The 26770-nt window shown below is 74.6% G+C and carries 13 protein-coding genes and 1 pseudogene; 5 read left to right on the top strand and 9 right to left on the bottom strand.

Annotated elements, in window-relative coordinates:
- Nucleotides 1-34 precede the first annotated feature (34 nt).
- The 5 genes from ABTZ54_RS02235 to ABTZ54_RS02255 form a co-directional block, all read right to left on the bottom strand.
- On the bottom strand, nucleotides 35-682 hold the full coding sequence (locus ABTZ54_RS02235; protein ID WP_351656436.1) for a thioesterase domain-containing protein: 648 nt from the start codon (nucleotides 680-682) through the stop codon (nucleotides 35-37).
- Nucleotides 600-3977, bottom strand: coding sequence for a non-ribosomal peptide synthetase (locus tag ABTZ54_RS02240; RefSeq protein ID WP_351655919.1), 3378 nt, complete (start codon nucleotides 3975-3977; stop codon nucleotides 600-602). Before ABTZ54_RS02240 ends, ABTZ54_RS02235 begins: the two co-directional genes overlap by 83 nt.
- Nucleotides 3974-11716: a non-ribosomal peptide synthetase gene (locus tag ABTZ54_RS02245; RefSeq protein WP_351655922.1), complete on the bottom strand. Its 7743-nt coding sequence runs from the start codon at nucleotides 11714-11716 to the stop codon at nucleotides 3974-3976. Before ABTZ54_RS02245 ends, ABTZ54_RS02240 begins: the two co-directional genes overlap by 4 nt.
- Nucleotides 11717-11784: 68 nt before the next feature.
- Nucleotides 11785-12834, bottom strand: a complete 1050-nt coding sequence (locus ABTZ54_RS02250) for a MupA/Atu3671 family FMN-dependent luciferase-like monooxygenase (RefSeq protein ID WP_351655926.1) — start codon at nucleotides 12832-12834, stop codon at nucleotides 11785-11787.
- A 55-nt stretch (nucleotides 12835-12889) separates the two neighbouring features.
- Nucleotides 12890-16066 carry an amino acid adenylation domain-containing protein gene (locus tag ABTZ54_RS02255; RefSeq protein ID WP_502997170.1) on the bottom strand — a complete coding sequence of 1059 codons (3177 nt, stop codon included), beginning with the start codon at nucleotides 16064-16066 and terminating at the stop codon, nucleotides 12890-12892.
- A 227-nt stretch (nucleotides 16067-16293) separates the two neighbouring features.
- Between ABTZ54_RS02255 and ABTZ54_RS02260 the strand changes: the two genes are divergently transcribed.
- Nucleotides 16294-17571, top strand: coding sequence for an MFS transporter (locus ABTZ54_RS02260; RefSeq protein WP_351655935.1), 1278 nt, complete (start codon nucleotides 16294-16296; stop codon nucleotides 17569-17571).
- Nucleotides 17572-17656: 85 nt separating this feature from the next.
- Here ABTZ54_RS02260 and ABTZ54_RS02265 read toward each other — a convergent pair whose 3' ends face one another.
- The 3 genes and pseudogenes from ABTZ54_RS02265 to ABTZ54_RS02275 all read right to left on the bottom strand — a co-directional run.
- Nucleotides 17657-19984, bottom strand: coding sequence for a M9 family metallopeptidase (locus ABTZ54_RS02265; protein ID WP_351655939.1), 2328 nt, complete (start codon nucleotides 19982-19984; stop codon nucleotides 17657-17659).
- Nucleotides 19985-20357: 373 nt separating this feature from the next.
- A complete protein-coding gene (locus ABTZ54_RS02270) occupies nucleotides 20358-21056 on the bottom strand; it encodes a DegT/DnrJ/EryC1/StrS family aminotransferase (RefSeq protein ID WP_351656476.1) in 699 nt (232 codons plus the stop codon).
- A 52-nt stretch (nucleotides 21057-21108) separates the two neighbouring features.
- A pseudogene (locus ABTZ54_RS02275) lies at nucleotides 21109-21501 on the bottom strand (hypothetical protein); the annotation flags it as partial.
- Between ABTZ54_RS02275 and ABTZ54_RS02280 the strand changes: the two are divergent.
- Nucleotides 21422-22057, top strand: coding sequence for a TetR/AcrR family transcriptional regulator (locus ABTZ54_RS02280; RefSeq protein WP_351655942.1), 636 nt, complete (start codon nucleotides 21422-21424; stop codon nucleotides 22055-22057). The pseudogene ABTZ54_RS02275 and the gene ABTZ54_RS02280 sit on opposite strands and share 80 nt — an antisense overlap.
- 181 nt (nucleotides 22058-22238) lie before the next feature.
- Nucleotides 22239-24194, top strand: coding sequence for an alkyl/aryl-sulfatase (locus ABTZ54_RS02285; protein WP_351655946.1), 1956 nt, complete (start codon nucleotides 22239-22241; stop codon nucleotides 24192-24194).
- Here ABTZ54_RS02285 and ABTZ54_RS02290 read toward each other — a convergent pair.
- Complete coding sequence (locus ABTZ54_RS02290) at nucleotides 24184-24708, bottom strand: hypothetical protein (RefSeq protein WP_351655952.1); 525 nt, start codon at nucleotides 24706-24708, stop codon at nucleotides 24184-24186. The two genes, ABTZ54_RS02285 and ABTZ54_RS02290, sit on opposite strands and share 11 nt — an antisense overlap.
- 216 nt (nucleotides 24709-24924) lie before the next feature.
- Between ABTZ54_RS02290 and ABTZ54_RS02295 the strand changes: the two genes are divergently transcribed.
- Nucleotides 24925-26115, top strand: a complete 1191-nt coding sequence (locus ABTZ54_RS02295) for a sensor histidine kinase (protein ID WP_351655957.1) — start codon at nucleotides 24925-24927, stop codon at nucleotides 26113-26115.
- Nucleotides 26112-26765, top strand: coding sequence for a response regulator (locus ABTZ54_RS02300; RefSeq protein ID WP_351655964.1), 654 nt, complete (start codon nucleotides 26112-26114; stop codon nucleotides 26763-26765). The genes ABTZ54_RS02295 and ABTZ54_RS02300 overlap by 4 nt, the downstream gene beginning before the upstream one ends.
- The last annotated feature ends 5 nt before the right edge of the window (nucleotides 26766-26770 follow it).

Genomic DNA, 26770 nt, shown 5'->3' on the forward strand with positions numbered 1-26770 from the left:
CGCTGAGCGACCGGCGCCCCCGCGCGCCGGTCGCTCAGTGCCCGGAGCCCCCTCCGCCCGCACGGTCGGACAGGATCGCGCCGATCACGGCGAGCGGAGCGGGGTCCAGCATCTCGTAGTGGCCGCACGCGACGTCGAAGGCGGCCACGTGCCCGCCGCCGTACGCCCGCCAGGACTCCGGGGCGGGCGCGGCACCGTCCGGGCCGTCCGCCGCGGCGCGGAAGTGGAGGACGTCCACCCCGCGCGTCCGCGCCGGAGGCGTCCGCAGGGCGTCCACCGCCGACCGCACCGCGCTCCGCGCGCCCTCCACCACCCGCTCGCCGAGCAGCGCGATCTGCTCCGGCGGCGTCCCGTCCGCCGCGAAGCCGGCCGACCCGGCCACATGCCGGTGCGTCTCCTCCCAGCCGGGCAGCCCCTCCTCGGGCGCCGGATACGCGTCGAGCAGCGCCACGAACTCCACCGCGTGGCCCGTCTCCACCAGCTCCGCGGCCACCCCGTGGGCGAGGACTCCGCCGACCGACCAGCCGAGCAGCCGGTACGGCCCCGCAGGCTGCACCTCCCTGATCCGCCGCGCGTACTCCCGTACCAGCTCGGCCGGTTCACGCACACCCCCCTCCGGCTCCGCGAGGCTCGGCGCCTGGAGCCCGTACAGCGGGACGTCCGGGTCGAGATGGGGCAGCAGCCGGGCGTACGGCCAGGCGAGGCCGCTCGCCGCGTGCACCGCGAACAGCGGCCTCAGGCGTCCGCCGGTCCGCAGCGGCAGCAGCACGTCCAGGCCCGAGCCGCCGCGCTCGCCGCCGAGCCGACGGGCCAGGGCCGCCGGGGTCGGCGCCGAGCCGACGGGCCAGGGCCGCCGGGGTCGGCGCCTCGAACAGGGCCCGCACCGACAGTTCGGTGCCCAGGACCGCCCGTACCCGGCTCACCAGCCGGGTCGCGAGCAGGGAGTCGCCGCCCAGGTCGAAGAAGCCGTCGTCCGGACCGGCCCGGTCCACCCCGAGCACCTCGGCGAAGAGCGCGCACAGCGGCTCCTCGTGCGCGTGCGCCGCCCCCCGGCGGACGGCGGCGCCGTACGCGGGAGCCGGCAGCGCCGACCGGTCCAGCTTGCCGTTCGGCATCAGCGGAAGCCGCTCAAGCGGCACCACCGCCGACGGCACCATGTGGTCCGGCAGTGTGTCGCGGGTCAGACGCCGCAACTCCGCCCCGTCGAGCACGTACCCCGGCCCCGGCACGGCGTACGCGACCAGCCTGCGGTCGCCCGGCCGGTCCTCCCGCACGACCGCGACCGCCCGCGCCACCCCCTCGTGCCGCAGCAGGGCGGCCTCCACGTCACCGAGCTCGATCCGGAAGCCCCGGACCTTCACCTGGCCGTCCAGCCGCCCCAGATACTCCAGCTGCCCGTCGGCCCGCCACCGCACCTGGTCGCCCGTGCGGTACATCCGGCCGCCGGGCGCGCCGAACGGGCAGGCCACGAAGCGCTCCGAGGTCAGCCCGGGCCGGTTGAGATAGCCGCGCGCGACGCCCGCCCCGGCGATGTACAGCTCTCCCGGCACCCCCACCGCGACCGGCTGGAGCCACGGATCCAGCACGTACACGCGGGCGTTGGGCACCGGGCGGCCGATCGGAGGGTCGCCGTCGGGGCCGTCGACGAGGTCCTCGCCGCGCCACCAGGTCGCGTAGGTCGTCGCCTCCGTGGGGCCGTAGATGTTGGTGACCGCGCAGCCCGGCACCCGCTCCCACAGCTCGCGCAGCAGGGCGTGCGGCACCGCCTCCCCGCCCAGCACCACATGCCGCGCCGACACCTTCAGGGAGCCGCCCGCCAGCATGCTCGCCATCGCCGAAGGGACACCGCTGACCAGACTCCCCTCCCAGCCGTCCCGCTCCAGCAGCGCGAACAGGTCGCCGACCAGCTCCAGATGGCCCCCGAGCGCCAGGGTCGCCACGATCTCGAAGACCGACACGTCGAAGCTGAGCGAGGTGGACGCCAGCACCCGAGCCATGCCGTCCGCGCCGAAGTGCTCCTCGACCGTCGCCACGAAGGCGACGGCGTTCGCGTGCTCGACGACCACGCCCTTGGGGACACCGGTGGTGCCCGAGGTGTAGATGACGTACGCGGGGTGCCGGGGCAGCAGCGGGCGGGGCCGCTCCGCGTCCACGACGTCCGCGTCGTCCTGCTCCGCCACCCGCCGCCGCACGGAGGGCGCGTCCAGGACGAGCGCGGCCGTCCCCTCCGGCAGCACGCCCCGGGTCGCCTCCGTGACCACCGCGAGCCGGGGACGGGCGTCGCCGAGCATCCGCGCCACCCGGTCCGCCGGGTACCGCACGTCGACCGGCACGTACGCGGCCCCGGACTTCAGCACGGCGAGCAGCGCGACCACCGCGTCCTCGCTCCTCGGCAGCGCGAGCGCCACCAGGGTCTCCGGCCCCGCGCCCTCGGCCAGCAGCACCCGCGCCAGCCGGTTCGCCCGGCGGTGGAGCTCCGCGTGGTCGACGGTCCGGCCCGCGTACGACAGGGCGGGCCGGTGCGGGAGCCGCGCGGCCCGCGCCTCCATCAGGGCGGGCAGCGTCGTCGCGGCCACCGGGCGTTCGGTGGCGTTCCACTCCTCCAGCGTCCGCCGCCGCTCGGCCTCCGACAGGGCCGGCAGGCTGCCGACCGTGCGGTACGGATCCTCGGCGATCACCGTCAGGATCCGTACGAACCGCTCGGCGATCCCCTCCACCGTGCCGCGCTCCAGGACATCGGGCCGGAAGTCGACCCGGACGCCCAGCTCCTCGGCCGGGGTGCAGATCAGGGACAGCGGATAGTGGGTGGCGTCGAACCCGGACACGCCGACGAGCGGCGCCTCGCCGAGACGGCGCCGTCCCGAGCCCGTCGGGTAGTTGTCGAAGACGGCCGTGGTGTCGAACAGGGCCCCGAAGCCCGCCTGCCGCTGGATCTCCGTCAGCCCGACGTGATGATGCTCCATCAGGTCGAGCTGCTCGTCCTGGACCCGTTCGAGCAGGTCGAGCAGGGTGTCCCCGGGATCCGCGCGCACCCGCGCCGGAACGGTGTTGATGAGCAGGCCCACCATCGACTCGACCCCGTCGACGTCGGCGCCCCGCCCCGACACCGTCATCCCGAACACCACGTCGCCCTGCCCGGTCAGCTGCCGCAGGACCAGCCCCCAGGCCACCTGCGTGACCGTGCCGAGGGTGACCCCCGCCTCCCGCGCCCGCTCCGTCAGCGCGGCCGTGGTCGTGGCGGGCAGCGCGCGCACCACCCGTTCGGGGACCACCGTGCCCGCGCCCCGGGCCCGTGGCGCCACCAGCGTCGGCCCCTGGATCCCGGCGAGCGCCTCCGCCCACGCCTCCAGGGACCACTCAGGGTCCACCTCGCCGAGCCAGTCCAGATAGGAGCCGTACGAGGGGGCCGCCGGGAGCGCGTCGGCCCCGGCGGCTCCGGCCCCGGCCTCGTACAGCCGGAACAGCTCGTCGAGCAGGATCGACGTGGACCAGCCGTCCAGGATGATGTGATGGTTCGTCAGCGCGAACCGCCAGCGCGTGTCGCCCAGCCGGATCAGCAGGAAGCGGAGCAGCGGCGGCCGCGCGGTGTCGAAGCGCCGCCGCCGCTCCTCCTCCACCAGCCGCCCGGCCTCCGCCTCCCGGGCGTCGGGCGCGGTCCCGGTGAGGTCGGCCTGCCGCCAGTCCAGCGGGACCCGGGACGGCACGAACCGTACGGGAGCCCCCGACGCGTCCGTACGGAACCCCGAACGCAGGCTGTCGTGCCGGTCCTGGAGCACCTGGCAGACCTCGCGCAGCAGCACCGGGTCCACCGGGCCCTCGAAGTCCAGGGCCAGTTGGGTGGTGTAGACGTCCTGACCGTCCGCGTCGAACACGGTGTGGAAGAACAGCCCCTGCTGGAGCGGCGCGGGCCTCGACGTCCGCTCGTCGGGGTCGGGGTCGGGATGGGGGTGGGTGGGGGTGCGGTCCGGTGTGCTCACGCCGTCTCTCCCGGTTCTGCGGTACGTGCGGTCGGTGTCGTGAGGGTCTTCAGCGCCTCGAACCAGGCGTCGGCCAGCGCCTCCACCCGCTCCCGGGCCAGCAGGGCCTTCGGATACGCCCAGGTGACCCGCAGCTCCGGCCGGTCCCCGCAGTCGTGGACGACCGCCGACACCTCCAGGAGGTGCGTCAGGGGCATCTCGGGGTCGCCGCCCCCGGAGACCGCGCCCGCCTCAGGGGCCAGGCCCCAGTCGGCCCCGCCCCCGTCGGCGCCCTCCGACCGGTCGAAGCGGCCCAGGTAGTTGAACAGGAGCTGCGCCCGGGGGAGCGCCGCGAGCACGGGCGCGGTCTCCGGGTGCAGATGGCGCAGCAGCCCGAAGCCGAGCCCCTTGTCCGGCATGGAGCCGAGCTGCTCGTCCACGGCCCGTACGGCGCCTTCAGGATCGTCCGCGCGCCCCGCGAGCCGGACCGGGAACATGCTGGTGAACCAGCCCACGGTCGCCGCCAGATCGAGTCCGGCGGCGATCTCCTCGCGACCGTGCCCCTCCACGTCCACCAGGAACGGGGCGGGGCCCCCGGCGCCGGGCGTGGCACGCCACTGCCCCGCCGCCGTGCTCAGGGCGCCCAGCAGCACCGCGTTCACGCCGACGCCGAGCCGGGCGGGCACGCGCGCCAGGAGCGGCTCCGTCAGCTCGGCGGGCAGGACCCGGGTGACGGTGTGCTTCGCGCCCTCCACATCACGGGACGCCACGAGATCCGCCCCCGGGACGAGCGCCTCCGCTCCCTCGACGAGGCCGCGCCAGAAGGGGAGTTCGGCCGCCCGCCCGGGTGCCTCGCGCTCCAGGAGCCGACCCCAGTCGGCGAACGACACGGGCGCGAAGCCCGGCTCCGCCGTGCGCGGGGCGGCGCCGGTGGCCAGGTCCTCCAGGAGGATCCGCCAGGAGACGCCGTCCACGACGAGATGGTTGATCATCAGGAGCAGCCGCCCGGGCCGCCCCGGGCCCGCGTCGAACCACACCGCCTGGAGCATGTTCCCCTCCTCGGGCGCCAGTCGGCGCCGCGCCGCGTCCGCCTCGGCGCGGACCAGCTCCCCGAGCCGGTCGGCGGGGAGACCGGCCGCGTCGATCCGTACGAGGCGCCCGGCGGCGTCGACGGCGTCGCGCGGCAGCACGTCGAGCCGCCACACCGGGGTGCGCGTCAGCCGCGTCCGCAGCGCGTCGTGCCGGTCGAGCAGCGACTGGAGGAGCGCCCGCAGCCGCTGCGGGGACAGCTCGGCCGGGGTGCGGACCAGCACGGACTGGTGGAAGCCGGCCACGGGACCGCCCCGTTCACGCTGCCAGTGCACGATCGGGGTGAGCGGCACCTCGCCCGCCGACGGCGCGGGGCCGGGTCCCGCCGCCGTGCCCGCCTTGGGCGGCCGCGCCTTCGCGTGGGCGGCCAGCGCGGCGACGGTACGGTGGCGGAAGACGTCCCGCGCGGAGATGCCAAGACCCCGGGAGCGGGCCCGGGACACCAGCCGGATCGACACGATGCTGTCGCCGCCGAGCGCGAAGAAGTCGTCGTCGACACCGACGGAGGGCCGTCCGAGAACGGCGGCGAACAGCTCGCAGAGGATCTTCTCGGCGGGGGTACCAGGCTCCCGGACCTCCCGGGCGGCAGGCTCCTGCGGGGCGGGCAGCGCCCGCCGGTCCAGCTTCCCGTTGGGCGTGAGCGGCAGCCCGTCCGGCAGCACGACGACGCCGGGGACCATGTACGGCGGCAGCGCCCCCCGCGCCCACTCGGTGAGCGCCTCGGCGAGACCGTCGGTGCCGTCGGCGGACCGGACGGTGGACCGGACGGTGGACCGCGCCGGGGCGACGTACGCCACGAGGCGGCGCTCGCCGGGCCGGTCCTCGCGCACCACGACGGCGCTGCGGGCCACGCGGTCGTGCCGGTCGAGGACGGCCTCGATCTCACGGGGTTCGATACGGAATCCGCGCAGTTTCACCTGGTCGTCGGTGCGGCCCAGGAAGACGAGCTCCCCCGAGGGGGTCCAGCGGACCAGGTCGCCGGTGCGGTACAGACGGGCGCCGGGCGGACCGTACGGATCGGCGACGAACCGCTCGGCGGTCGCCCCCGGCCGCCCGAGGTAGCCACGGGCCACGCCCGCGCCCCCGATGTACAACTCGCCCGGCACGCCCACGGGCACCGGCCGCAGCGCCTCGTTCAGGACGTACACCCGGGTGTCGCCCAGCGGGGAGCCGAGCGGCGGCCGGTCGGTGTCGTCCGGGCCGAGCCGGGCCGCGAGGGACCAGATGGTCGTCTCGGTGGGCCCGTACGCATGGATGACCTCCTTCGCCAGGGCGACGAGTCCGGCGGCGAGGGCGGGCGGCAGTGCCTCGCCGCCGACGAGGACGCGCAGGCCCCGCACCGCGTCGGGGACCTCGGCCACGAGGCCGGACCACAGGGAGGGCGTCGCCTGGACGGCGGTGACTCCGTGCCGCCCGATCAGCCGCGCGAGGGCATGCGGATCGCGCACCTCGTCGGGAGCGGCGAGGACCACCGCGGCACCGTCGAGCAGGGGCAGCAGGAGCTCCAGATGGGCGATGTCGAAGGCGACGGTCGTCACGGCGAGCAGCCGGTCCGCGGGGCCCAGCGGCAGCCGGTGGCGCAGGGCGGCGAGCAGATGGGCCAGGTTGCGGTGGGTGACCACGACCCCCTTCGGCCGGCCCGTCGAACCGGAGGTGTAGAGCACGTACGCCGTGCCGTCACCAGCGGTCTCGGAGCCGGGTCCTTCCACACCGGCGCCCGCCGCGTCGAGCCGGGGGTCGTCCGGGGTGAGCCAGGCGTCGGTGCCGAGCGCGTCGCGGGTCCCGGGGTCCGAGAGCACCAGGAGCGGCGCCGCCTCGGCCAGCACCGACGCCACCCGGTCCCTGGGGTGCTGCGGATCGACCGGGAGGTACGCGGCACCGGTCCGGTGCACGGCGAGCAGCGCCACCAGGAGCTCGGGCGTCCGGCCCATCGCCACCGCCACCAGCCGCTCGGGTCCGGCGCCCAGCCCCCGCAGCCGCGCGGCCAGCCGGTCCACCCGCGCGTCGAGCTCCGCGTACGTGATCCGGCGGGACCCCTGGAGCACCGCCGCCGCGTCCGGCGTCCTGGCGGCCTGCGCCCGGAACCACTCCGGCACCGAACCGGCCGTCGGCTCCGCCCCGGGCTCCGGGCCGCTCCACTCGGTGAGGACCGTGTGCCGCTCGGCGGGGGACAGGAGCTCAAGGCGCCCCACCGGCCGGTCGGGCCGGGCGACCGCGTCGGCGAGGAAGGCGGTGAAGCGGCGGGCGAGCCGTTCCGCGCTCGCGGGATCGAAGAGGTCGCGGGCGAAGACGAGGGTGCCGTCGAGACCGCCATGACGCTCGGTCAGGTCGAAGAGCAGGTCGAAGGGGACGGAACGGTGCCGGTCGTGGTCCAGCCCGCCGACGTGGAGACCGGGCAGCTCCAGGGCCCCGTCCGCGTTGTTCTGGAGGCTCAGCATCACCTGGAAGAGCGGGTGCCGGGCCGCCGACCGCTCGGGGTCGACGGCGTCCACGACCCGCTCGAACGGCACGTCCTGGTTCTCCAGGGCGGCGAGGACGCACGGGCGGACGCGGTCGAGCAGCTCGCCGAGCCCGGGGTCCCCGGAGACGTCGGTCCGTACCGTCACCGTGTTCACGAAGCAGCCGACGAGGTCGTCGAGACCGCTGTCGCCGCGTCCGGCGACCGGGCTGCCGACGACGATGTCCGCCCCCGCGCCGAGCTGCCGCAACAGGCCCGCCAGGGCGGCGTGCAGCACCATGAACACGCTCGCGCCGTGCCTCCGCGCCAGAGCCGTGACGCGCGCGAGATCCTCGGGGGCGACCCGGAACGGCACCTCGCCCGCGCGGTGGGTGGCGGTGGCGGGGCGCGGCCGGTCGGCGGGCAGCGCGAGTTCGCCCGGGGCGCCGGCCAGGGCGCCGGTCCAGTGGGCGAGCTGCCGCGCGAAGGGGCTCCCGGGATCGTCGGGGTCGCCGAGCGTGTCCCGCTGCCACAGCGTGAAGTCGGCGTACTGGAGCGGAAGTTCGGGGAATTCGGGGGCGTGCCCCCGTAGTCGGGCGGCGTAGGCGTCGGACAGGTCGCGCAGGAAGGGGGCGGCGGACCAGCCGTCGAAGGCGATGTGATGGATCGTGACCGCGAGGACGTGCTCCTCGGGGCCGCACACCAACAGCTCGGCCCGCACGGGCACCTCCCGCGCCAGGTCGAACGCGCGCTCCGCCGCCACCGCCACGGCCGCCGCCACGTCCCGCCGCGCCACCTCCCGTACCGGCAGCTCGAACTCGGGCGCCTCTACGACCACTTGGCGCGGCACGCCGTCGGAGACCGGGAACACCGTGCGCAGGCTCTCGTGCCGGATCACCACGTCCCGCAGTGCCGCCGACAGCGCCCCGGCGTCCAGCCGACCGGTCAGGCGCAGGGCGGTCGTCACCGCGAGCGAGGCCGCGCCCTCCGCCCACTCGCCCTGGAGCCAGAACCTCAACTGGGAGAAGGACGGCGGCAGTACGTCCCCACGCGGCCGGGGCCGCAGCGGGCCGCGCCCGGCACCCGTGGCCCCGCCGAACCGGCCGGCGAGCCCCGCGGGTGTCGGCGACTCGAAGACCGCGCGCATCCCGATCCCGTCGTCCAGCACCTCGCGCAGCCGGTTCACCAGCCGGATCGCCAGCAGGGAATGCCCGCCGAGCGCGAAGAAGTCGTCGTCCGCGCCGACCGTCGGCACCCCGAGGACCTCGGCGAACAGCCCGCACAGCAGCCGCTCGGCGGGCGTGGCGGGCGGGCGGGAGCCGGGGCCCTTAACGGGGGCGGGCAGCGCCGCCCGGTCCAGCTTCCCGTTGGGCGTGAGGGGCAGCCCGTCGGGGAGCACCACCACGGCGGGCACCATGTAGTCGGGCAGGGCCCGGCGGGCGTGCCCGGCGATCTCCGGCGCCGGATCGGCGTCGAGGGGCGCGGCGGGCACGACGTACGCGACGAGACCACGCTCCCCGGGCCGGTCCTCCCGTACGAGGACGGCGGCGCGCCCGACGGCCGGGTGGCGCTCCAGGACGGCCTCGATCTCGCGGGGTTCGATGCGGAAGCCGCGTATCTTGACCTGGTCGTCGGTGCGGGCGAGGAAGACGAGCTCGCCGTCGGCGGTCCAGCGGACCAGGTCGCCGGTGCGGTACATGCGGGTTCCGGGCGCCCCGTAAGGGTCCGCGACGAACAGCCCCGCCGTGAGCTCCGGGCGGCCCAGGTAGCCGCGGGCGAGACCGGCTCCCGCGACGTACAGCTCGCCCGGCACCCCCACCGGCACCGGCCGCAGCCACTCGTCCAGGACGTACACCCGCGTGTTCGCCAGGGGCCGCCCGATCGGCGGCTTCCCGCCGTCGGCGTCCCGGGCCGGGTCCAGGCGCCTGGACGTGGTGAACGTCGTGTTCTCGGTGGGCCCGTACACATGGGTCAGCGCGGTGCCGGGGAACTCCGCCAGCATCCGCCGCACCGCCCCCGCCGACGGCTCCTCGCCACCCGTCCAGACCTGCCCGACCCGTCCGAGCAGCGAACTCCCCTCCGCCACCAGCAGGTTGAAGAGCGAGGTGGTGAGGAACACGCTCGTCGCACCGCCCTCGGCGGCGGCCCGCTCCAGCGCCCGCGGCGAGGAGTCGCCGGGCGGCACCATCACGACCGTGCCGCCGCCGAGCAGCGGCACCCACAGCTCGTACGTCGACGCGTCGAAGGAGTGCGGCGAGTGCGCGAGCACCCGCGCATGGCCGCGGTCCGCCGCCCAGCAGGGATCGGCGGCGAGGGCGACGACGGCCCGGTGGGGCACCAGGACACCCTTGGGGCGCCCGGTGGAGCCGGACGTGTACATCGCGTACGCCGACGCCTCGGCGTCGATGTCCGGCCACGCGCACGTGTCGGGGACGAGGCCGCTTCCCTCAGGAACGAAGCCGCCCGGACCGGTGTCCTCCGCCATGACGAGCGGCAGGCGCCCCGGTGCCGCCAGCGCCTCGGCCCGCTCCCTCGTGGCCGCGTCCGCGAGCAGCAGGCACGGCCGTGCCTCCTCAAGGACGGCGCGCTGCCGCTCCTCGGGGTTGCGCGGGTCCAGCGGGAGGTAGGCGGCGCCCGTAGTGAGGACGGCGAGCAGGGCGACGGCCAGGTCCGCCGAGCGGTCCATGGCCACCGCGACCAGCCGCTCCGGGCCCGCGCCCTGACGGCGCAGCCGCCGGGCGAGCCGGTCGGCCCGCGCCGCCAGCTCCGCGTACGTGAGCCGGGAGGTGCCGCACACCACCGCGACGGCGTCCGGGTCGGCGGCCGCGCGCCGCCGGAACAGCTCCGGCACGGACCCGGCCGGGAGCGGCGTTTCCCGTCCGTTCCACGTCTCCAGCGTCGTACGGCGCTCGGCGGGGGAGAGGAGCTCCAGACCGCTCGTGCGCCGCTCCGGCGCGGCGACCGCCTGCGTCAGGAAGGCGGTGAAGCGGTGGACCAGCCGCTCGGCGGTGGCGTGGTCGAACAGGTCGCGCGCGTAGACCAGGCTGCCGTCCAGCGCCCCGTCGGTCTCCGTGAGGTCGAGGAGCAGGTCGAAGGCGACCGTCCGGTGGGGCGGCGGGTCAAGCAGGCTCGTGCCGAGGCCGGGGAGGCGTACGGCGGCGCCCGCCGTGTTCTGGAGGCTCAGCATCACCTGGAAGAGCGGGTGCCGGGCCGCCGACCGGGCCGGGTTGACGGCCTCCACGACCTGCTCGAAGGGCACGTCCTGGTGGTCGAGCGCGGCCATGACCCCTGTCCGGGCCCTCTCGACCAGGTCGTGGAAGTCCGGGTCGCCGGAGACGTCGGTCCGCACGACGACGGTGTTCACGAAGCAGCCCACGAGGTCGTCGAGACCGACGTCGGTGCGCCCGGCGACCGGGCTGCCGACCAGGATGTCCGTACCGGCCCCGAGCCGCCGCAGCAGCCCCGCGAGCGCGGCGTGGAGCACCATGAAGGTACTGGCGCCGTGCCGGGCCGCGAGCCGGGTCAGCTCCCGGAAGGCGGCGGGCGGCAGATGGAAGGGGACGGTGCCGGCCCGGTGGCCCGCGGTGGCGGGACGCGGCCGGTCGGCGGGCAGCGCCAGCTCGGCCGGCGCGTCGGCGAGGGCGCGCGTCCAGTGGGCCAGCTGCTCGGCGAAGAGGCTGTCGGGGTCGTCGGGCGCGCCGAGCTCCTCGCGCTGCCACAGGGTGAAGTCCACGTACTGGAAGGGGAGTTCCTCCCAGGACGGCGGGCGTCCTTCGAGGCGCGCGGCGTACGCGTGCGAGAGGTCGCGGAGGAACGGGGCGACCGACCAGCCGTCGAAGGCGATGTGGTGCACGGTGACCGCGAGGACGTGGTGGTCGTCGCCCGCGCCGACGGCGAGCAGGACCGCCCACAGCGGCAGCTCCCGCTCCAGGTCGAAGACATGCCCGGCGGCCTCGGCCACCGCCGCCTCCACGTCCTCCTCCGCGATCCGGCGCACGGGCAGGCCGACCGCCCCCGCCTCGACGATCCGCTGCCCCGGCACGCCGTCGGTGACCGGGAAGAGGGTGCGCAGGCTCTCGTGCCGCGTCACCACGTCCCGCAACGCGTCGCGCAGCGCCACCACGTTAGGCCGGCCCGTCAGCCGCAGCGCCATCGAGGCGTTCGGCGCCGCGCCCCCGCGGTCCATCTCTTCCTGGAACCAGAACCGCAGCTGCGAAAACGACAGAGGGATCACGGTGGTCTCGGCCTTTCGGGTCTCGCTGTGCTCGGGTCTCGCTGTGCTGGGGTCTCGCCGTGCTCGGGTCAGTGCGCCGCGGATGCCACGCGGAGGGCGTCCAGGTGCCGCAGCCCGTCCAGTACGGTCTTGGTCTCGATGCCGAAGTCGATCAGGCAGGCGATCTCGTCCACGCCGATCCCGCGCAGCCGCTCGACCGTCGCCGTCGCGTCCTGGACCGTCCCGAACAGCCCCCGCTCCTCGAAGTAGGAGTCGAAGGAGCGGTCGACGAGGAAGTCGAGGTCCTCGTCCTCCAGCGCGTCGATGTCGAAGTCCGGGTCGAGGGCGCCGAAGGAGCGGGCCAGGAGATGGACCGAGCTCCTGAGGTAGGCGCGCAGCGGCTCCTCCACGGTGGCGCGCACCTCGTCGCGGTCGGCGCCGAGGAAGGTGTGCAGCATCAGGACGACATGTCCCTCCCAGCCGTCGTGGGCCTCGCGCGCCGTCCGCCGGTACGCGGCGATCCTGGCGGCGAGCTCGTCGACGTCCTGGTGCAGGAGATGGGTGAGGACCCCGGCCCGGGCCGTCGCCGCCGTACGGAAGGTCTCCGCGTCGCCCGCGCTCGTCACCCACAGCGGCAGCTCCCGCCGGACCGGCGGCGGGAAGACCCGTACGGTCGCCGGGGCGCCGTTGCCGTCCACGACGTCGAGGGCGTCCCCGCGCCACAGCCCGCGCACCTGCTCGATGGTGTCGGCAAGGGTGCGCTTGCGGTCCTCGTACGGTGTCCGGCTCAGCGCGAAGTCCACCGGGTGCCATCCGGAGGCGAGGGACACCCCGGCCCGCCCGCCGGACAGGTTGTCCACGACCGCCCACTCCTCGGCGATCCTCAGCGGATGGTGCAGGGGCGCGACCACGCTCCCGGCGCGGATGGCGAGGGTGCTGGTGACCATGGCGAGGGCGGCGCCCACCACGGCCGGGTTCGGGTAGAGGCCGCCGAAGGGATGGAAGTGCCGTTCCGGCGTCCACACCGCGCGGAAACCGTGCCGGTCGGCGAAGCGGGCGCCCTCAAGGAGCAGTTCGTACCGTCCGGCGCCGCCGTCCGCCGTGCTGTCGTCGGCGAAGTAGAAGAGGCTGAAGTCCATAGGGGATCCCTCGGTAACCCTTGTCGTTGCTGATCAGGACGGGCCCGCGCCGCCGTCAGTCGGGGCGGGGCATCCTCCGCAGCGCCGGTCTCGCCCTGCGGGCCCCCGCGAGCCGGTCCGCGAGGGCGGCCACGGTGGGCGCCTCGAAGACCGCGCCCACCTGGAGCTCCACGCCCAGCTCGGCGCGGACCCGGCTCACCAGGCGGGTGGCGAGCAGCGAATGGCCGCCGAGCTCGAAGAAGTCGTCGTCGATGCCGACGGCGTCCGGCGCGCCCGCCTCGGGGAGCCCGAGGACCTCCGCGTACATCCGGCACAGCGCCACCTCCCGCGAGGTACGCGGCCGGCGGCCGGTCCCTGGCCGGTCGCCGCGCGGGGCGGGCAGCGCGGCCCGGTCCAGCTTGCCGTGCGGGGTGAGCGGGAAGACGTCGAGGACGACGATCGCGGACGGCATCATGTACGCGGGGAGGTAGGCGCCCGCCCACGCGGTGACCGACCGGACGAACTCCGCGTCGTCGGACGCCGCGAAGGGCACGTTGACATGCCGCTCGGGATCCACCATCGGCTCGGCCCCGGCCCCCACGGGCAACTCCCGCTCCCCGGTACGGAACTCGACGTCGACGTACTCGGGCCCCGCCTTCGCGGACCAGCGCACCACGACGCCATACCCGAGCCGCTCGCCAAGCCGAGCCAGCTCCTCCGGGTCCGCACCGGCGCCCGGCGACCCGCCCGCCGCGCGCAGGTCCTCGGCGAGGCGCGCGTTCGGCACACCGACGACCCGGACGGGCGAGGCGTCCTGGGCACGGTGCTCCCGCAGGGCGTCGGCGAGCCCGCCGACCGTACGGACGTCCGCTCCCCACAGCAGCTCGGCAACCGCTCGGGAGCGGGGCCGCGCGTCGGCGGTACGGCGCAGGACGACGTCGTAGCGGTAGCGGGTCAGCTCGTTGTGGTGGGTCCCGCGCTTCAGGCGGATGTCGCAGGTGGCGAAGGGCGGTCTGGGGTGCCCGGGATCGCCGGGATGCTCGGCATCCCCGGTATCTGCGGCGCCCCCGGCCTCCCCGGCCTCCCCGGCATCCCCGGCCTCCCCGGGATGCCCGGCGTCCCCGGCATCCCCGGCCTCCCCGGGATGCCCGGCGTCCCCGGCATCCCCGGCCTCCCCGGGATGCCCGGGGTGCCCGGCGCCCCCGGCATCCCCTCGACCCCGGGAATCCCCGCCCCCGACCGTCAGCGACCGGAAGAACTCCGGGTCCACCAGCAGCTCCGGCTCCGTGGCCAGACCCCGTGCCGTCTCACGGCGATGCTCCGGGCCGCCCGGCGACGTGGCCCCCGTCGTGCGGGCCGCGACCGCCCCGTGGAAGGCCTCCGCCAGCCCCAGGTGCCGGACGTCGCCGACGAACACCGAACCGCCCGGCCGCAGGGCGGCCGCCGCGAGCCCGAGGACGTGTGCGAGATGCCGGCCGCTGGGGAAGTACTGCACGACGGAGTTGAGGACGACCACGTCGAAGTACCCGCGCGGGACGCCCTCGTGGTCGTCGGCCGGGCGGCTGTACAGCACGACCCGGCCGGACAGCTCCGGGCGCCCGTCCACCTGCTGCCGCAGCCGCTCGATCACCCGGGGCGACAGGTCGAGCCCCCAGTAGGCCTCCGCCTCGGGGGCGAGACGGGACAGCAACAGCCCGCTGCCCACGCCGAGTTCGAGGACCCGGCGGGGCCGCAGGGCGCGGATGCTCCGTACCGTCTCGTCGCGCCACTCCCGCAACTGCTCCGGCGGGAGCGGGCTGCCGTCGTAGGCGCTGTTCCACCCGGTGAAGTCCTCGCCGAGGGGCGCCGACGCGTCGGCCGGGACGGCGTCGTGGACCCGTCGCCACGCGGCGACCCGGTCCGCGTCGCTCGGGCGGTCGGAGTCCGTCGGCTCGCGCCGGACGTAGGCAATGAGCCGCCGGTCGCCGTCCGCGTCCTCGCGCACGGTCACCGCGGCGGCGGACACCCGGGGGTGGCCCGCGAGCCGGGCCTCGATCTCGCCCGGCTCGATCCGGTGCCCGCGCACCTTGACCTGGTCGTCCGCACGACCAACGAACTCCAGTTCGCCCGACTCGGTCCGGCGGACCAGGTCGCCGGTGCGGTACATCCGCGTCCCGGCCGGTCCGTACGGGTCCGCGACGAACCGCTGCGCCGTCAGACCGGCCCGGCCGAGATAGCCGCGCGCAAGCCCGGCCCCGGCGACGTACAGCTCGCCGACCGTTCCGGCGGGCACCGGCCGCAGGGCGGCGTCGAGGACATGGAGCCGCGTGCCCCGGATCGCCCCGCCGATCGGCGGCGGGTCCGAGCCCTCCGCGAGGGGCCCGCTCATGGTGGCGCAGACCGTGGTCTCCGTCGGTCCGTACGCGTTGATCAGCGTCCGCCCGGGAGCCCAGCGCCGCCGCTGTTCCGCGTCCAGCGCCTCGCCCGCGGCGACCAGGACACGGACGTGCGGCAGGGCGTCGGACGGCAGGACCCGCAGCACCGAAGGGGGCAGGGTCGCGTGGGTGATCCGCTGTTCGTCGACGAGCCGGCGCAGACCGGGCCCGGGGAGCAGGCTCAGGGCGGGCGCCAGGACGAGCGCCGCCCCGGCGGACAGCGCCATCGCCAGCTCCCAGAAGAAGGCGTCGAAGCCGGGCGAGGCGAACTGGAGGACCCGGCTGCCCGCGCCGACCCCGAGCGTGTCGCGCTGGTGGGCGGCCAGATTGGCGAGCCCGGCGCGGGTGACGACCACGCCCTTGGGCACGCCGGTGGACCCGGAGGTGTAGATGACGTACGCCGCGAGACCGTCCTCGTCGCGCCGGGCGCCGCCCGGCGGGCCGGACATGTCGGCCGTGTCGGCCGTGTCGGGGATGTCGTCCACGTCGATGCGGGGCACGGCGGTGCCCGCCGGGAGGACCGTGCCCGAGTCCGCGAGGAGCAGCGCGGGCGCGGCGTCGCCCAGGATGTGGGCGATGCGCCGCTCCGGGTACCGGGGGTCCACGGGGAGGTGGGCGGCCCCGGTCTTCAGCACCGCGAGGACCGCGACGACCAGCTCCACCGAGCGGTCGAGCGCCGAGGCGACCACGGTCTCAGGACCGGCGCCCCGCGCGGCCAGCACGTGGGCCAGCCGGTTCGCGCGGGCGTCGAGTTCCGCGTACGGGACCGCGTCCGCCCCGAACACGACGGCGACGGCGTCCGGGGCGGACGCGGCACGCTCCTCGAAGAGGTCGAGCAGCGGGCGTGGACTGGTCATCCGGGCTCTGTCCTCCCGCGAGGTCATGCGCGTTGGTGACGGACGCGGTCGAGCCTAAGCGGCACCAACGGGAAATGGCCACCCTGGTTTCCAGGGCGTGGAACTTGTACGATCCGGTCCCGAACTCACGGTCCCCACGCATACGCTGAGACGCGTTCGGAATTCCGTTCGCGTCATTGCCGCGTCATACGAGTCCGGAGGCCGTGCCGGTGTCCGCCACGCCAACCACCGCGCAGTCCGCGAAAGGCCGGGGCCACCGCCCGCACCGGAACTTCCGGCTGCTGCTCGTCGGCGAGACCACCAGCAAGCTGGGCACCAGCGTGACCTCGGTCCTGCTGCCGCTCGTGGCCGTCGGCTCGCTCCACGCCTCGCCGTTCATGATGGGCGTGCTCACGGCCGCGCCATGGCTGCCGTGGCTGGTCATCGGCCTGCCCGCCGGGGCATGGGTGGACCGTCTCGCCCCACGCCGGGTGATGCTGGTGTGCAACGCCGTCTCCGCGGCGGTGTTCGTGAGCGTGCCGTTCGCCTGGTGGCTGGGGGCGCTGACCATGGTGCACGTCCTGGCGGCCGCCCTGGCCTCGGGCACCGCCGCCGTCTTCTTCTCCACCGCGTACTCGGCCTATCTGCCCCGACTGGTCGCCACGGACGCCCTGATGGAGCGCAACGCGCGGCTCCAGGCGGGGGACCAGGCGGCGAGGGTGGCGGGCCCCGGGCTCGGCGGGCTGATCGCCCAGACCGTGGGGAGCGCGCCGGGACTGCTGCTCGACGCGGCCTCCTTCGTGGTGTCCTCGCTCTGTCTCACGGCGATCCGCGCCGAGCGACCGCGCCCCGCCCCGGCGGCGCCCCGCAGGCGGCTGGGCCGCGAGATCGCCGACGGGCTGCGCTTCGTCGCCGGCGACGCGTGGGTCCGGGCCGTCACCGCGTTCGGCGCGGCGGTCAACCTGGCGATGGCGGGCTTCCAGGCCGTCCAGATCGTCTTCCTCGTACGGACCGTCGGCGTCGGCTCCGACACGCTCGGCTGGCTCGTCTCCTGCGGCGGCCTCGGCGGGGTGCTCGGCGGTCTCGCGGCCGGCCGGCTCGCCCGCCGTCTGGGCACGGCCCGTGCCCTGCTGGTCGTCCACCTCACGGCCGCGCCCTTCGGTCTGCTCGCCGCGCTCGCCGGTGACGGGCCGAGGCTGCTCCTCTTCGTGCTCGGCACGGGCGTGATGTTCGCCGGGGTCGTGGCCTGCAACGTCGTCATCGTCAGCTTCCGGCAGGCGTACTGCCCGCCCGAACTCCTTGGCCGGGTCACCGCGACGACCCTGTTCCTCAACTACAGCACCATCCCGCTGGGCGCCCTCCTCGGCGGCTCCCTCGCCACCCTGCTGGGTGCCCGCGCCACGATGTGGGTGGTGACGGCCGCGCTGCTGGCCGCCGGCGGATTCCTCCTCCTGGGCCCCCTGCGGGGCCTCCGCGATCTTCCCGGAGCACCCGGGACCGCCGATTGAGAATGCCTTTTCAGGCCGAAAGGCGCCCGCCCGGGGAAATACCCGGACAGGCGCCCTTATGTCATTCCGTTCGGAATACGGCGGATTACTTGGTCTGCGTGGAGAGGCTCACACCGCTGAAGTCCTGCGCGGCGGCGAGGCTGAAGTAGACCCACCCGGACGGCGGGTTGTCGATCGTCAGGGTCTCGCCGTTACCGGCGTTGGTGGACTTCGCCTGGTAGGCGGTGGTGGTGGCCCAGCTGCCGCCGCCGTAGTACAGGTCGGCGTTGCCGGTGCCGCCGCTGCTGGTGATCGTCAGCTGCTTGACGCCGGCCGGCAGGTACACGAAGTGGTAGCTGTAGTTGCCCGCGGCGGCCGCGAGACCGTCCCGGCGGCAGTTCTGGTCGAACTGGCGCGGGTCGCTGAGCGTGCACTGCGGCACGGGAGTCGCCGTGGAGGCGTCCGGCAGGGTGCCGCAGTCGTTGGTCGCGCAGTCGGTCGAAAGCCAGGTCGCGAAGTCCGCGTCGTAGCGGGTGCCGATGGTCTGCTTCAGAAGGGTACGGGCCCCGGCCCAGTCACCGGCGCGGTACTTGCCGAGCACGGTCTGGACGTCCGCGGGGTGCTTCTGGAGCATGTAGCGGACCGCGAGCCAGCCCCAGCGGTAGACCCGGTTGGAGTTGACCTCGGGGTCCTCCTCCTGGCCGTAGACCGTGTCGAACAACTCGCTGAGCTTGTACGTGTTCTTGGCGGCCTCGGCGATGGCGTCGGCGTTGCGCTCGCCCCGGTAGCCGTACGAGATGGTCTCGGCGATGCCCTCGACCCACCAGATGGTCGGCGTGGTCATGCCCGCCTCGAAGTCGCCGTACATGTTGAAGCGGCCGTCGAGGTAGTGGGTGTACTCGTGGTTGAGGTTCCAGATCTGGAACTCCGGGCGCAGCCAGCTGGCCTCGTGGGCGATGAAGCGGGCCTGGTTGCCGGGAACGGCCGGGTTGCCCTCCTCGTACATGCCGCCGTTGTCGACGTCGATGTCGTAGATGGCCCAGGCGTACAGCGCGTACTGGGTGTAGTCGTCGAAGACGACGACCTCCAGGTTGGTGTTGACGTCACCGGGGATCGCGCCCTTGTCGCCGATGATCCGGTGGAAGTAGGCGTCCTGGTTGACCAGGCTGGTGCAGGTGCTCGTCAGCTGGTCGGGGGAGACGTCCTGGGCGCGGATCTTCAGCCCGTCGTTGCAGGTCTTCTGGATGGGCAGGACCTGGGGGAGTACGCGCTGGCCGAGGTCGCAGATGGCGTAGGCGGCGCAGTTGCCCTTGTCGTACTGGCGCGTGTACCAGCCCAGGTTCATGGTGATCGGGGCGGTGGGGCCGACGTTCGGGTACCGGTTGATCAGGTCCTTGAGGAGCGGCCGGACGCGGTCCTTGAGCTCGGGGATGTCGAGGGCGTAGCCGAGGTAGCGGCCGACGTTGCTGACGACGTCGAGGCGGTTCAGCTGCGCGCCGTTGCGGGTGATGAAGCCGGCCCAGGTGTCCAGGATGGCGGGGTCGGCCTTGAGGGCGGCCCGCCAGCCGCGGCCGTCGTTCTTGGCCTTGAAGCCGTTCTCGACGACCCACTCGACGTGCTGCATGGAGAGGTTCATCTGGCTCGGCCACGTGCCGTCGTAGCTGCCGAGCAGCCACTTGACGACACCGGCGTACCGGCCGGCCGTCTGGGTGCTGTCGATCAGCGTGACGACCTCGTTGAGGATCTCGCCGTTGGCGTCGGTGACGTCCTTGCTGCGCGGCGCGGCGAAGAAGGCGTCCAGGGCGCCGCGCGCGGCACCGTCGAGGGCCGTGCCGTAGGGGCCGACGACGGCCGCGTTGTTGTCCTGCACGTAGTAGCCGGCGCGCAGGAACAGCACGAGCTGCCCGATGGCGGCGCGGTTGTCGCCCGCGTACGTGGTGGAGGCGTCGCGCAGCGCGTTGGCGACGGTCACCATCTGGGGCTCGCGGAAGGCCTTCTGCGCGTTGTCGCCGGTGAGGTTGAACAGCGGGTACGTACAGGTGATCTGAGGCAGCGCCTTGAGCTGCTGGACCAGCGCGGCGCCCGTGGAGTTGATGACGCCGGAGAGGTCGGGACACGCGTCCGCGGCGGCGAGGGACGCCGACCTGCTCGCCGTGGCGGTGGCCGCGGGCGCCGACGCCGGGCCGGACTCCTCGGCGGTGTCCTGCGAGGACAGCCGGAAGCGGGGCTTGCTGCTGATCGCATGGGGCGACTTGGGGACCGGGATCGCGCGCGGCGCCGAGGCAGCGGCGTTCCGCGTCTGCGCGCCGGCCGGGGCGGCGGCGCCGGCGGCGGCCTGGACCTGCGGCGCGAACAGGCCGAGCGCGAGGAAGGCGGCTGCGCCGAGGACGGGAAGTCTTCGCGCGCGGGACTTCGATATCCGGAAGGGATGCATCTGTGGGGGCCTCCGGGGCCGTTGAGGCCGCGTGCGGGGACACACGGGCGACTGTTACGTGACGTGTAAAATTTCACATGTCGCATTGTTCTGGAAGACCTCTGACCGGATTCGTTTGCCGGCCCAGCACGACAGCCGCCCGGCCGACCGCCCCGACGGCGGGGCGCCCGGCCATCGCCGGAATCCCGAAACCTCCAGCTCACATGCCTCGCGCCGCATCCGCGGCCGCCGACGGAAGCCCGCCTTCCACGCCGGGCCGTCGCCGGAGAACGTTTCTTCGTCCGCCGCCGGCCGCCCCGACGGGGCGCATCGGACGCATGCGCACATGACGCCACATCACGGCGATCGGCGTCGTGACCGCGCTGCCGTGCCGTCAGGAGGGCGTGTGCCCGAGGGCCGTGGACACGCCCGCCCCGCGCCTGCGCCCGCGCACGGTCCACGCCGTGTGGACTTTGCCGATCGCGTCGACGAGGTCGTCGCGGTCGGCGGGGGTGAGGTGCGCGGACAGCGGGATGTCGACGGCTTCGCCGAGTCTGCGGGCGCTGTGCGGAAGGTGGGCGCGGGCGGTGGCCGGGTCGGCGCCGAGCAGGTACGCCCAGTTCCAGAAGGCCCGGGCGTTGGGGCGCCGGCTGCTGCCGAGCGCCGTCGCCGCGATGCCCTCGGCGCGCAGGGCGTTCGCGTACCAGTCGGCGTCGGCGGCGGCCGCCCCCGTCACGCGCAGGGTGAGGAACTGACCGGTGTACGCGCCGGGCGCGACCGGCCGGCGCAGCCGCAGCCCGTCCAGGAGGGCCAGCTCATCGGTGATCGCGTCGTAGTTCTCCCGGTGGCGGGCGAGACGGTCGGGCAGCGCGCGGACCATGGAATGGGCGAGGGCGGCGCGGATCTCGTCCATGCGCCACGCGAAGTGCGGGAACTCGCGGTCGCTGACGGGCGAAGAGCTCGGCGTCGTCGGTGACGAGGAAACCGCCCTCGCCCGTGTTTGGTCCTCGTCCATGCCGACGAGGACCGGCCGGTGACCCGCGAGCAGGATCGCGCTCGGCGTGGCGGAGAAGGTGAAGGCGGAACACGCCACCGGCGAGCCCGAGCGCAAGCAGCGACAGCGCGATGGCCGCCGTACCGGAGGTGCAGGCCAGCGCGTAGCGGGTGCCGAGCAGCTCGGTGATCCGCTGCTCCAGGCGCCCGTTGTGGGTCTCCTCGAACGGCCGGTCGTCGTAGCGGAAGTAACGTCGGGCACGGAGCGCGGCGACCGCCGCGTCCTCGTCGGCGTCGGAGACGAAGGTGTCGCCGGTCTCGTACGTCGGCCAGGGCTCCTCGCGGAGGATCGCTGCATGGACGCACCGCCGTTTCGCGTACGTGGGGCCGGGAGAGGCGACGCCGGTCGGCCGGGACGGCGGACCGCGCCCGCCTCCGGTGCCTGGAACTGCGACGATGGGTGCTGTGAGCGCACAGGGTGAACGGGACGGCAGGGAAACCTCGGCGGGGCGGGAGCGCCGGTGGCGGCGGGATCCGGAGCACACCCACGCGGTGCTCGTGGACGCCCTCCTGGAGCTGGTGGCCGAGGGGCAGCCGGAGCCCACGCGAAAGGCGGTCGCCGAGCGGGCCGGGGTGTCGGAGCGGACGGTCTTCGTGCACTTCGCCGACCGTGAGGCGCTGTACGTCGCCGCCGCCGAACGGCAGGCGGAGCGGTGGCGGGCCCTGGCCGAACCGGTGCCGCCCGAGTGGGCGCCGCCGCGCAAGATCCGGGCGCTGATCGCCCAGCGCGGCCGGATGTACGAGGTGATGACCCCGATCCGCAAGGTGGGGCTCGGCCTCGAAGCGGGCTCCCCGGGCCTGCGGCTCGTGATGGCGCGCGGAGACGCCTGGTTCCGCGACGACCTGGCCACGATCTTCGCCCCGGAACTGCGGCGCGTGCCCGGGGCCCGGCGGCCCGGGGGCCTCCTCGACGCCCTGGAGGCCGCGTCCTCCTGGGCGGCCTGGGACCACCTGCGCACCCGCCGGGGCCTGGACGTACCGGCCACCGGCTCGGCACTCCGCCGGACGCTTCGGGCGCTGCTGGGGGCGGTGGGGGACTGATCGTGCGCTGATCGGGCGCCGATCGGGCGCTGATCCCGCGCGGCGGCCGGCCGACCGGTCGGTCGCGCCTCCCGGATCTTCCGTACGACCCTTGACTCCTATTGCAGTCGTACTGCAATAGTGGCCCCCCGGCCGCGGTCTCCCCACCGTGCCGTGACCGACGAGAAGGGTGCGTACTGCAATGACCCCCATGGACCGGCGCGGTTTCGTCGCCGCCGCGATGGGCGCCGCGGCGGCGGCCGTGGCGCTGAACCCGCAGACCGCCGAGGCGCTCCCGGGACGTCGTCACCCGCACCCCACGACGCCCTCGCCCACCCGGACCGACGGTCTGCCCTACGACGACGAGGCCGACTTCACCGACGCCGACCGGGGCTTCGTCGCCGCGTTCACCGGCGGGCCGATCACCACCGCCGCAGGGAAGACCGCCTGGGACCCCGACGCGTACCGCTTCCTGACCGGCGCCGACGCCGCGACCCCGCCCGACACCGTCGACCCGAGCCTGTGGCGGCAGGCCCGGCTCCTCTCCCGGCAGGGGCTGTACGAGGTCACCGACCGGATCTACCAGGTCCGCGGCCTGGACCTGTCCAACATGACCATCGTCGAGGGCGACACCGGCATCATCGTCATCGACCCGCTGATCTCCGCCGAGACCGCGGCCGCCGCGCTCCGGCTCTACCGGGAGCACCGCGGCGACCGCCAGGTCAGGGCGATGATCTACACCCACCCGCACGTCGACCACTTCGGCGGCTGCCGCGGCGTCCTGCCCGACGGCGCCGGGGACATACCGATCCTCGCCCCGCAGGGCTTCATGGAGCACGCGGTCAGCGAGAACGTCTACGCCGGGCCCGCGATGGCCCGCCGCGCCGCCTACATGTACGGCGCCCAGCTGCCCACGGGCGCCGCCGCCCAGGTGGGCTGCGGACTCGGCCTCAACGTCTCCCTCGGCACCGTCGGGCTGCTCGCCCCCACCCAGTACATCGGGGCCACGGGGCAGGAGGTCACCCTCGACGGGGTCCGCATCCGGTTCCAGATGACCCCCGGGACCGAGTCCCAGGAGGAGATGAACTTCCTCTTCCCCGACCTGCGCGCGGTCTGCATGGCGGAGAACGCCACGCACACCATGCACAACATCCTCACCCTGCGCGGCGCCCAGGTCCGCGACGCCCACGCCTGGGCCGGCTACCTGACCGAGTCCATCGGCCTGTACACCGGAACGGCCGACGTGGCCTTCGCCTCCCACCACTGGCCCACGTGGGGCGCCGAGAACATCGTCGCCCTGCTCACGCACCAGCGGGACCTCTACGGATATCTGCACGACCAGACCGTCCGCCAGATCAACAAGGGCCTCAACGGCACCGAGATCGCCGAGAACTTCACCCTCCCGCCCCAACTGGACCAGGTGTGGGCCAACCGCGGCTACTACGGCTCGATCAGCCACAACGTCAAGGCGGTCTACCAGCGCTACATGGGCTGGTTCGACGCCAATCCCGCCCACCTGTGGCAGCACCCGCCGGTGGAGGAGGCCCGCCGCTGGGTCGAGTCCCTCGGCGGTCAGGCCGCGGTACGGGCCCGCGCCCGGCACTACGCCGACCGGGGCGACCTGCGCTTCGCCGTCACCCTGCTCAACCACGCCGTCTTCAACGACCCCGACGACGCCAGGGCCAAGCGCCAGCTCGCCGCGCTCTACACCCGCCTCGGCCAGGGCGCCGAGAACGCCGTCTGGCGCAACTTCTACCTGACCGGCGCCCAGGAACTCCTCCACGGCGTCACGCCGAGCACCAGCGCCACCCTCGGCCCCGACATGTACATGGCCCTCACCGTCGGGCAGCTGATCGACGGCATGGCCGTCCGCGTCGACGGACCCAGGGCGTGGTCGCTGCGCCTCGCCGTCGACTGGCGCATCGGCGGCACCTACTGGCACCTCCGCCTGGCCAACGGCCTCCTGACCTGGACCACCGACACCCGACCCGCCCCCGACGCGGGCCTGACCATGACGATGACCAAGCCCCAGCTCCTCGCCCTGCTCGCCGGAAAGGGGACCGCCGGCATCACCATGACCGGCGACCCCTCTCTCCTGACCCGCCTCCTGGCGGTCCTGGACACCCCCGACCCGGACTTCCCGATCGTCACCCCGTGAACGCGCGCGTCGCGGGGAGGGCGGCCGCGCGGGCGCGGATGGCGAGGGAGCGGGTGATGATCGCGGTGACCGCCATGAAGACGAAGAAGTTGGTGATGATCCCGGTGATCTGGGCGGGCGCGGCGCCCTGCTCCACGAGCCAGGTGCCCACCGCCGTACCGAACCAGTAGGTGAGCCCGATGGAGATGAGGGACCGGAGGACGGACATGCCGACCCAGACCGTGGCGTACGCGGCCCCGGCGTAGGTGTGGACGGTGTCGTCGGGGTGCCGGGTCACCTTCATGAGGGAGACGGCGAGCAGACCGACCAGGACACCCGCGGCCACACCGGTGATCTGCACGACCAGTCCGGTGCCGCTGGTGTAGAAGTCCCGGACGAAGTACGCGGCGACGGCGGCGCAGATGATCAGGGACCGCCGGACGCTCCTGCTGTCGAACCGGCGGTGGCCCAGGTCGGAGCCGAGGACGGCGGCCAGGACGACGGCGTTGATGACGAGGGCGCTGGTGAGACTCATGAGAGGTGCCTCCGATGGTGAACGAGGTGACTCTTCGAGCTTCCGGTTTCGCCCACGCCGGCACATCGGCCCACCGACCGAGCAGGGTGGACCCCCGGCCCCCGCCCTGCTCCACCCCCCTTCTCCACCCTCATCTCCACCCTCCTCCACCCCCTTCATACCGAGGACACCCTCGACCCGATGGAGAGGCGGTCGGGGGCGTGGCATGGTGGCGGTATGCGTCTGATCGTTCCCGCCCGTGGCCCTCTGGTCAGGGCGCTGGTCCTTGGCCTGGTGCTGTGTGCCTCCGCCGGGGCCGGGGTACGGGCCTGGGTGGCGGGCGCGGTGGAGCCGCCGGCCGCCGGGTGGGTGGCGCTCGCGGGGTGGGCGGCGTACGCGCTCTGGTGCCTGGCCGAACTGCGGGCCGCCCCGCACCCGGACACCGGGCCCCGCCGCGCGGTGCGGCCCCTGCTGCTCGGGGCGACCGCCACGGCGGCGGGCCTCGTGGTGACCTGGGAGCCGTCGCTCGCGGCCGCGACCGTGCCGCTGCTGTTCGCCGCGGTCCTCGCCGCCGCCGCCCGCGGGCCCGTCCTCGCGGGCGTGGCCGTGCTCACCGCCGGAGTGCTGGCCGTGGCCTGCGGCAACCTGCTGGTCGGGTCGGCCGGCTCCGACTGGTGGCAGGTGGTCATCTGGACGGCGACGACGATCACGTTCCATGTGATCGGCCTGACCCTCCGCAGCACCCGCATCCAGCACCGGCAGGCACAGCTCCTGCTCGACCAGAGCGAGCAGATGCAGACCGAGCGGCAGAAGGCCGCGGCGCTGGACGAACGCGCCCGCATCGCCCGGGAGATCCACGACGTCCTCGCGCACTCCCTCGGCGCGCTGGCCGTGCAGCTGGAGACCGTCGACGCGCTGCTGGAGGCGGATCCGCCGAGGACCGAGCGGGCCGCCGAGCTGGTACGCGGAGCGCGCCGCATCGCGGTGGAGGGGCTCACCGAGACGCGCCGGGCGATCACGGCGCTGCGCGCGGACACCGCGCCGCTGGCCGACGCCGTACGCGCCCTGGTGGACGGCGTCCGCGAACGCCACACGGGCGAGGTGCGCGCCGAGGTCACCGGCCAGGTGCGGACGCTGCCCCAGGACGTGTCGCTCTGCCTCCTGAGGGTCGCGCAGGAGGCCCTGACCAACGCGGCCGAGCACGCGCCCGGCCAGGAGATCGACGTCACCCTCGCGTACGAGCCGGCCCGGGTCCGGCTGACGGTCCGCTCCGCGCCGCCGGCCCCCGCAGGGGCGCCCGTACGGCCACGCGACTCCGGCGGCTACGGGCTGGCCGGCATGCGCGAGCGGCTGCGCCTGGTGGGGGGCACGCTGTCGGCGGGCCCGGGACCCGAGGGCTGGACCGTGCGGGCGGAGGTGGACGCGTGAGCCTGCGCATCGTGGTCGCCGACGACCAGGAAGTCGTCCGCGAGGGCCTGATGACGCTGCTCGACCTGATGCCGGGCATCGAGGTCGTCGGCGGCGCCGCCGACGGCCGGCAGGCCCTGGAGCAGGTCGCCGCGCTGCGTCCGGACGCGATCCTGATGGACCTCGGCATGCCGGGGACCGACGGGATCGCCGCCACCGCGCGCGTCACCGCCGAGTACCCGGACACGGCCGTGGTCGTGCTCACCACGTACGCCGAGGAACCCCTCATCCTCGACGCCCTGCGGGCCGGGGCCCGCGGCTATCTGACGAAGGACGCGGGCAAGGCGGAGATCGTCCGCGCGCTCGAAGCCGCCGTCACCGGCCACACCACGCTGGCACCCGCCGTCCACCAGCACCTCCTGGACGCGGCGGGCCGCGCCAGGGAGGAACCGCGGCCCGCCACGGGGGAGTTGACCGCGCGGGAGGTGGATGTCCTGCGGCTGATGGCGCAGGGGTTGTCGAACGGCGCGATCGGGCGTCGCCTCCACATCGGCGAGTCGACCGTCAAGACCCATGTGAACCACCTCTTCGCGAAGATCGGCACCCGCACCCGGGCGGAGGCCGTCGCGTGGGCACACCAGAACGGATACGCCCAGCCACCGACTCCCTGACCGGT

Origin of the sequence: Streptomyces sp. NPDC094032 (assembly GCF_040303965.1) — a bacterium.
In the GTDB taxonomy this organism is placed as follows: domain Bacteria; phylum Actinomycetota; class Actinomycetes; order Streptomycetales; family Streptomycetaceae; genus Streptomyces.

Coding starts and splice junctions, on each gene's coding strand:
- ABTZ54_RS02250 (WP_351655926.1), bottom strand. CDS start 12,834: ATGGACTTCAGCCTCTTCTACTTCGCCGACGACAGCACGGCGGACGGC.
- ABTZ54_RS02265 (WP_351655939.1), bottom strand. CDS start 19,984: ATGCATCCCTTCCGGATATCGAAGTCCCGCGCGCGAAGACTTCCCGTC.
- ABTZ54_RS02285 (WP_351655946.1), top strand. CDS start 22,239: ATGACCCCCATGGACCGGCGCGGTTTCGTCGCCGCCGCGATGGGCGCC.
- ABTZ54_RS02290 (WP_351655952.1), bottom strand. CDS start 24,708: ATGAGTCTCACCAGCGCCCTCGTCATCAACGCCGTCGTCCTGGCCGCC.
- ABTZ54_RS02295 (WP_351655957.1), top strand. CDS start 24,925: ATGCGTCTGATCGTTCCCGCCCGTGGCCCTCTGGTCAGGGCGCTGGTC.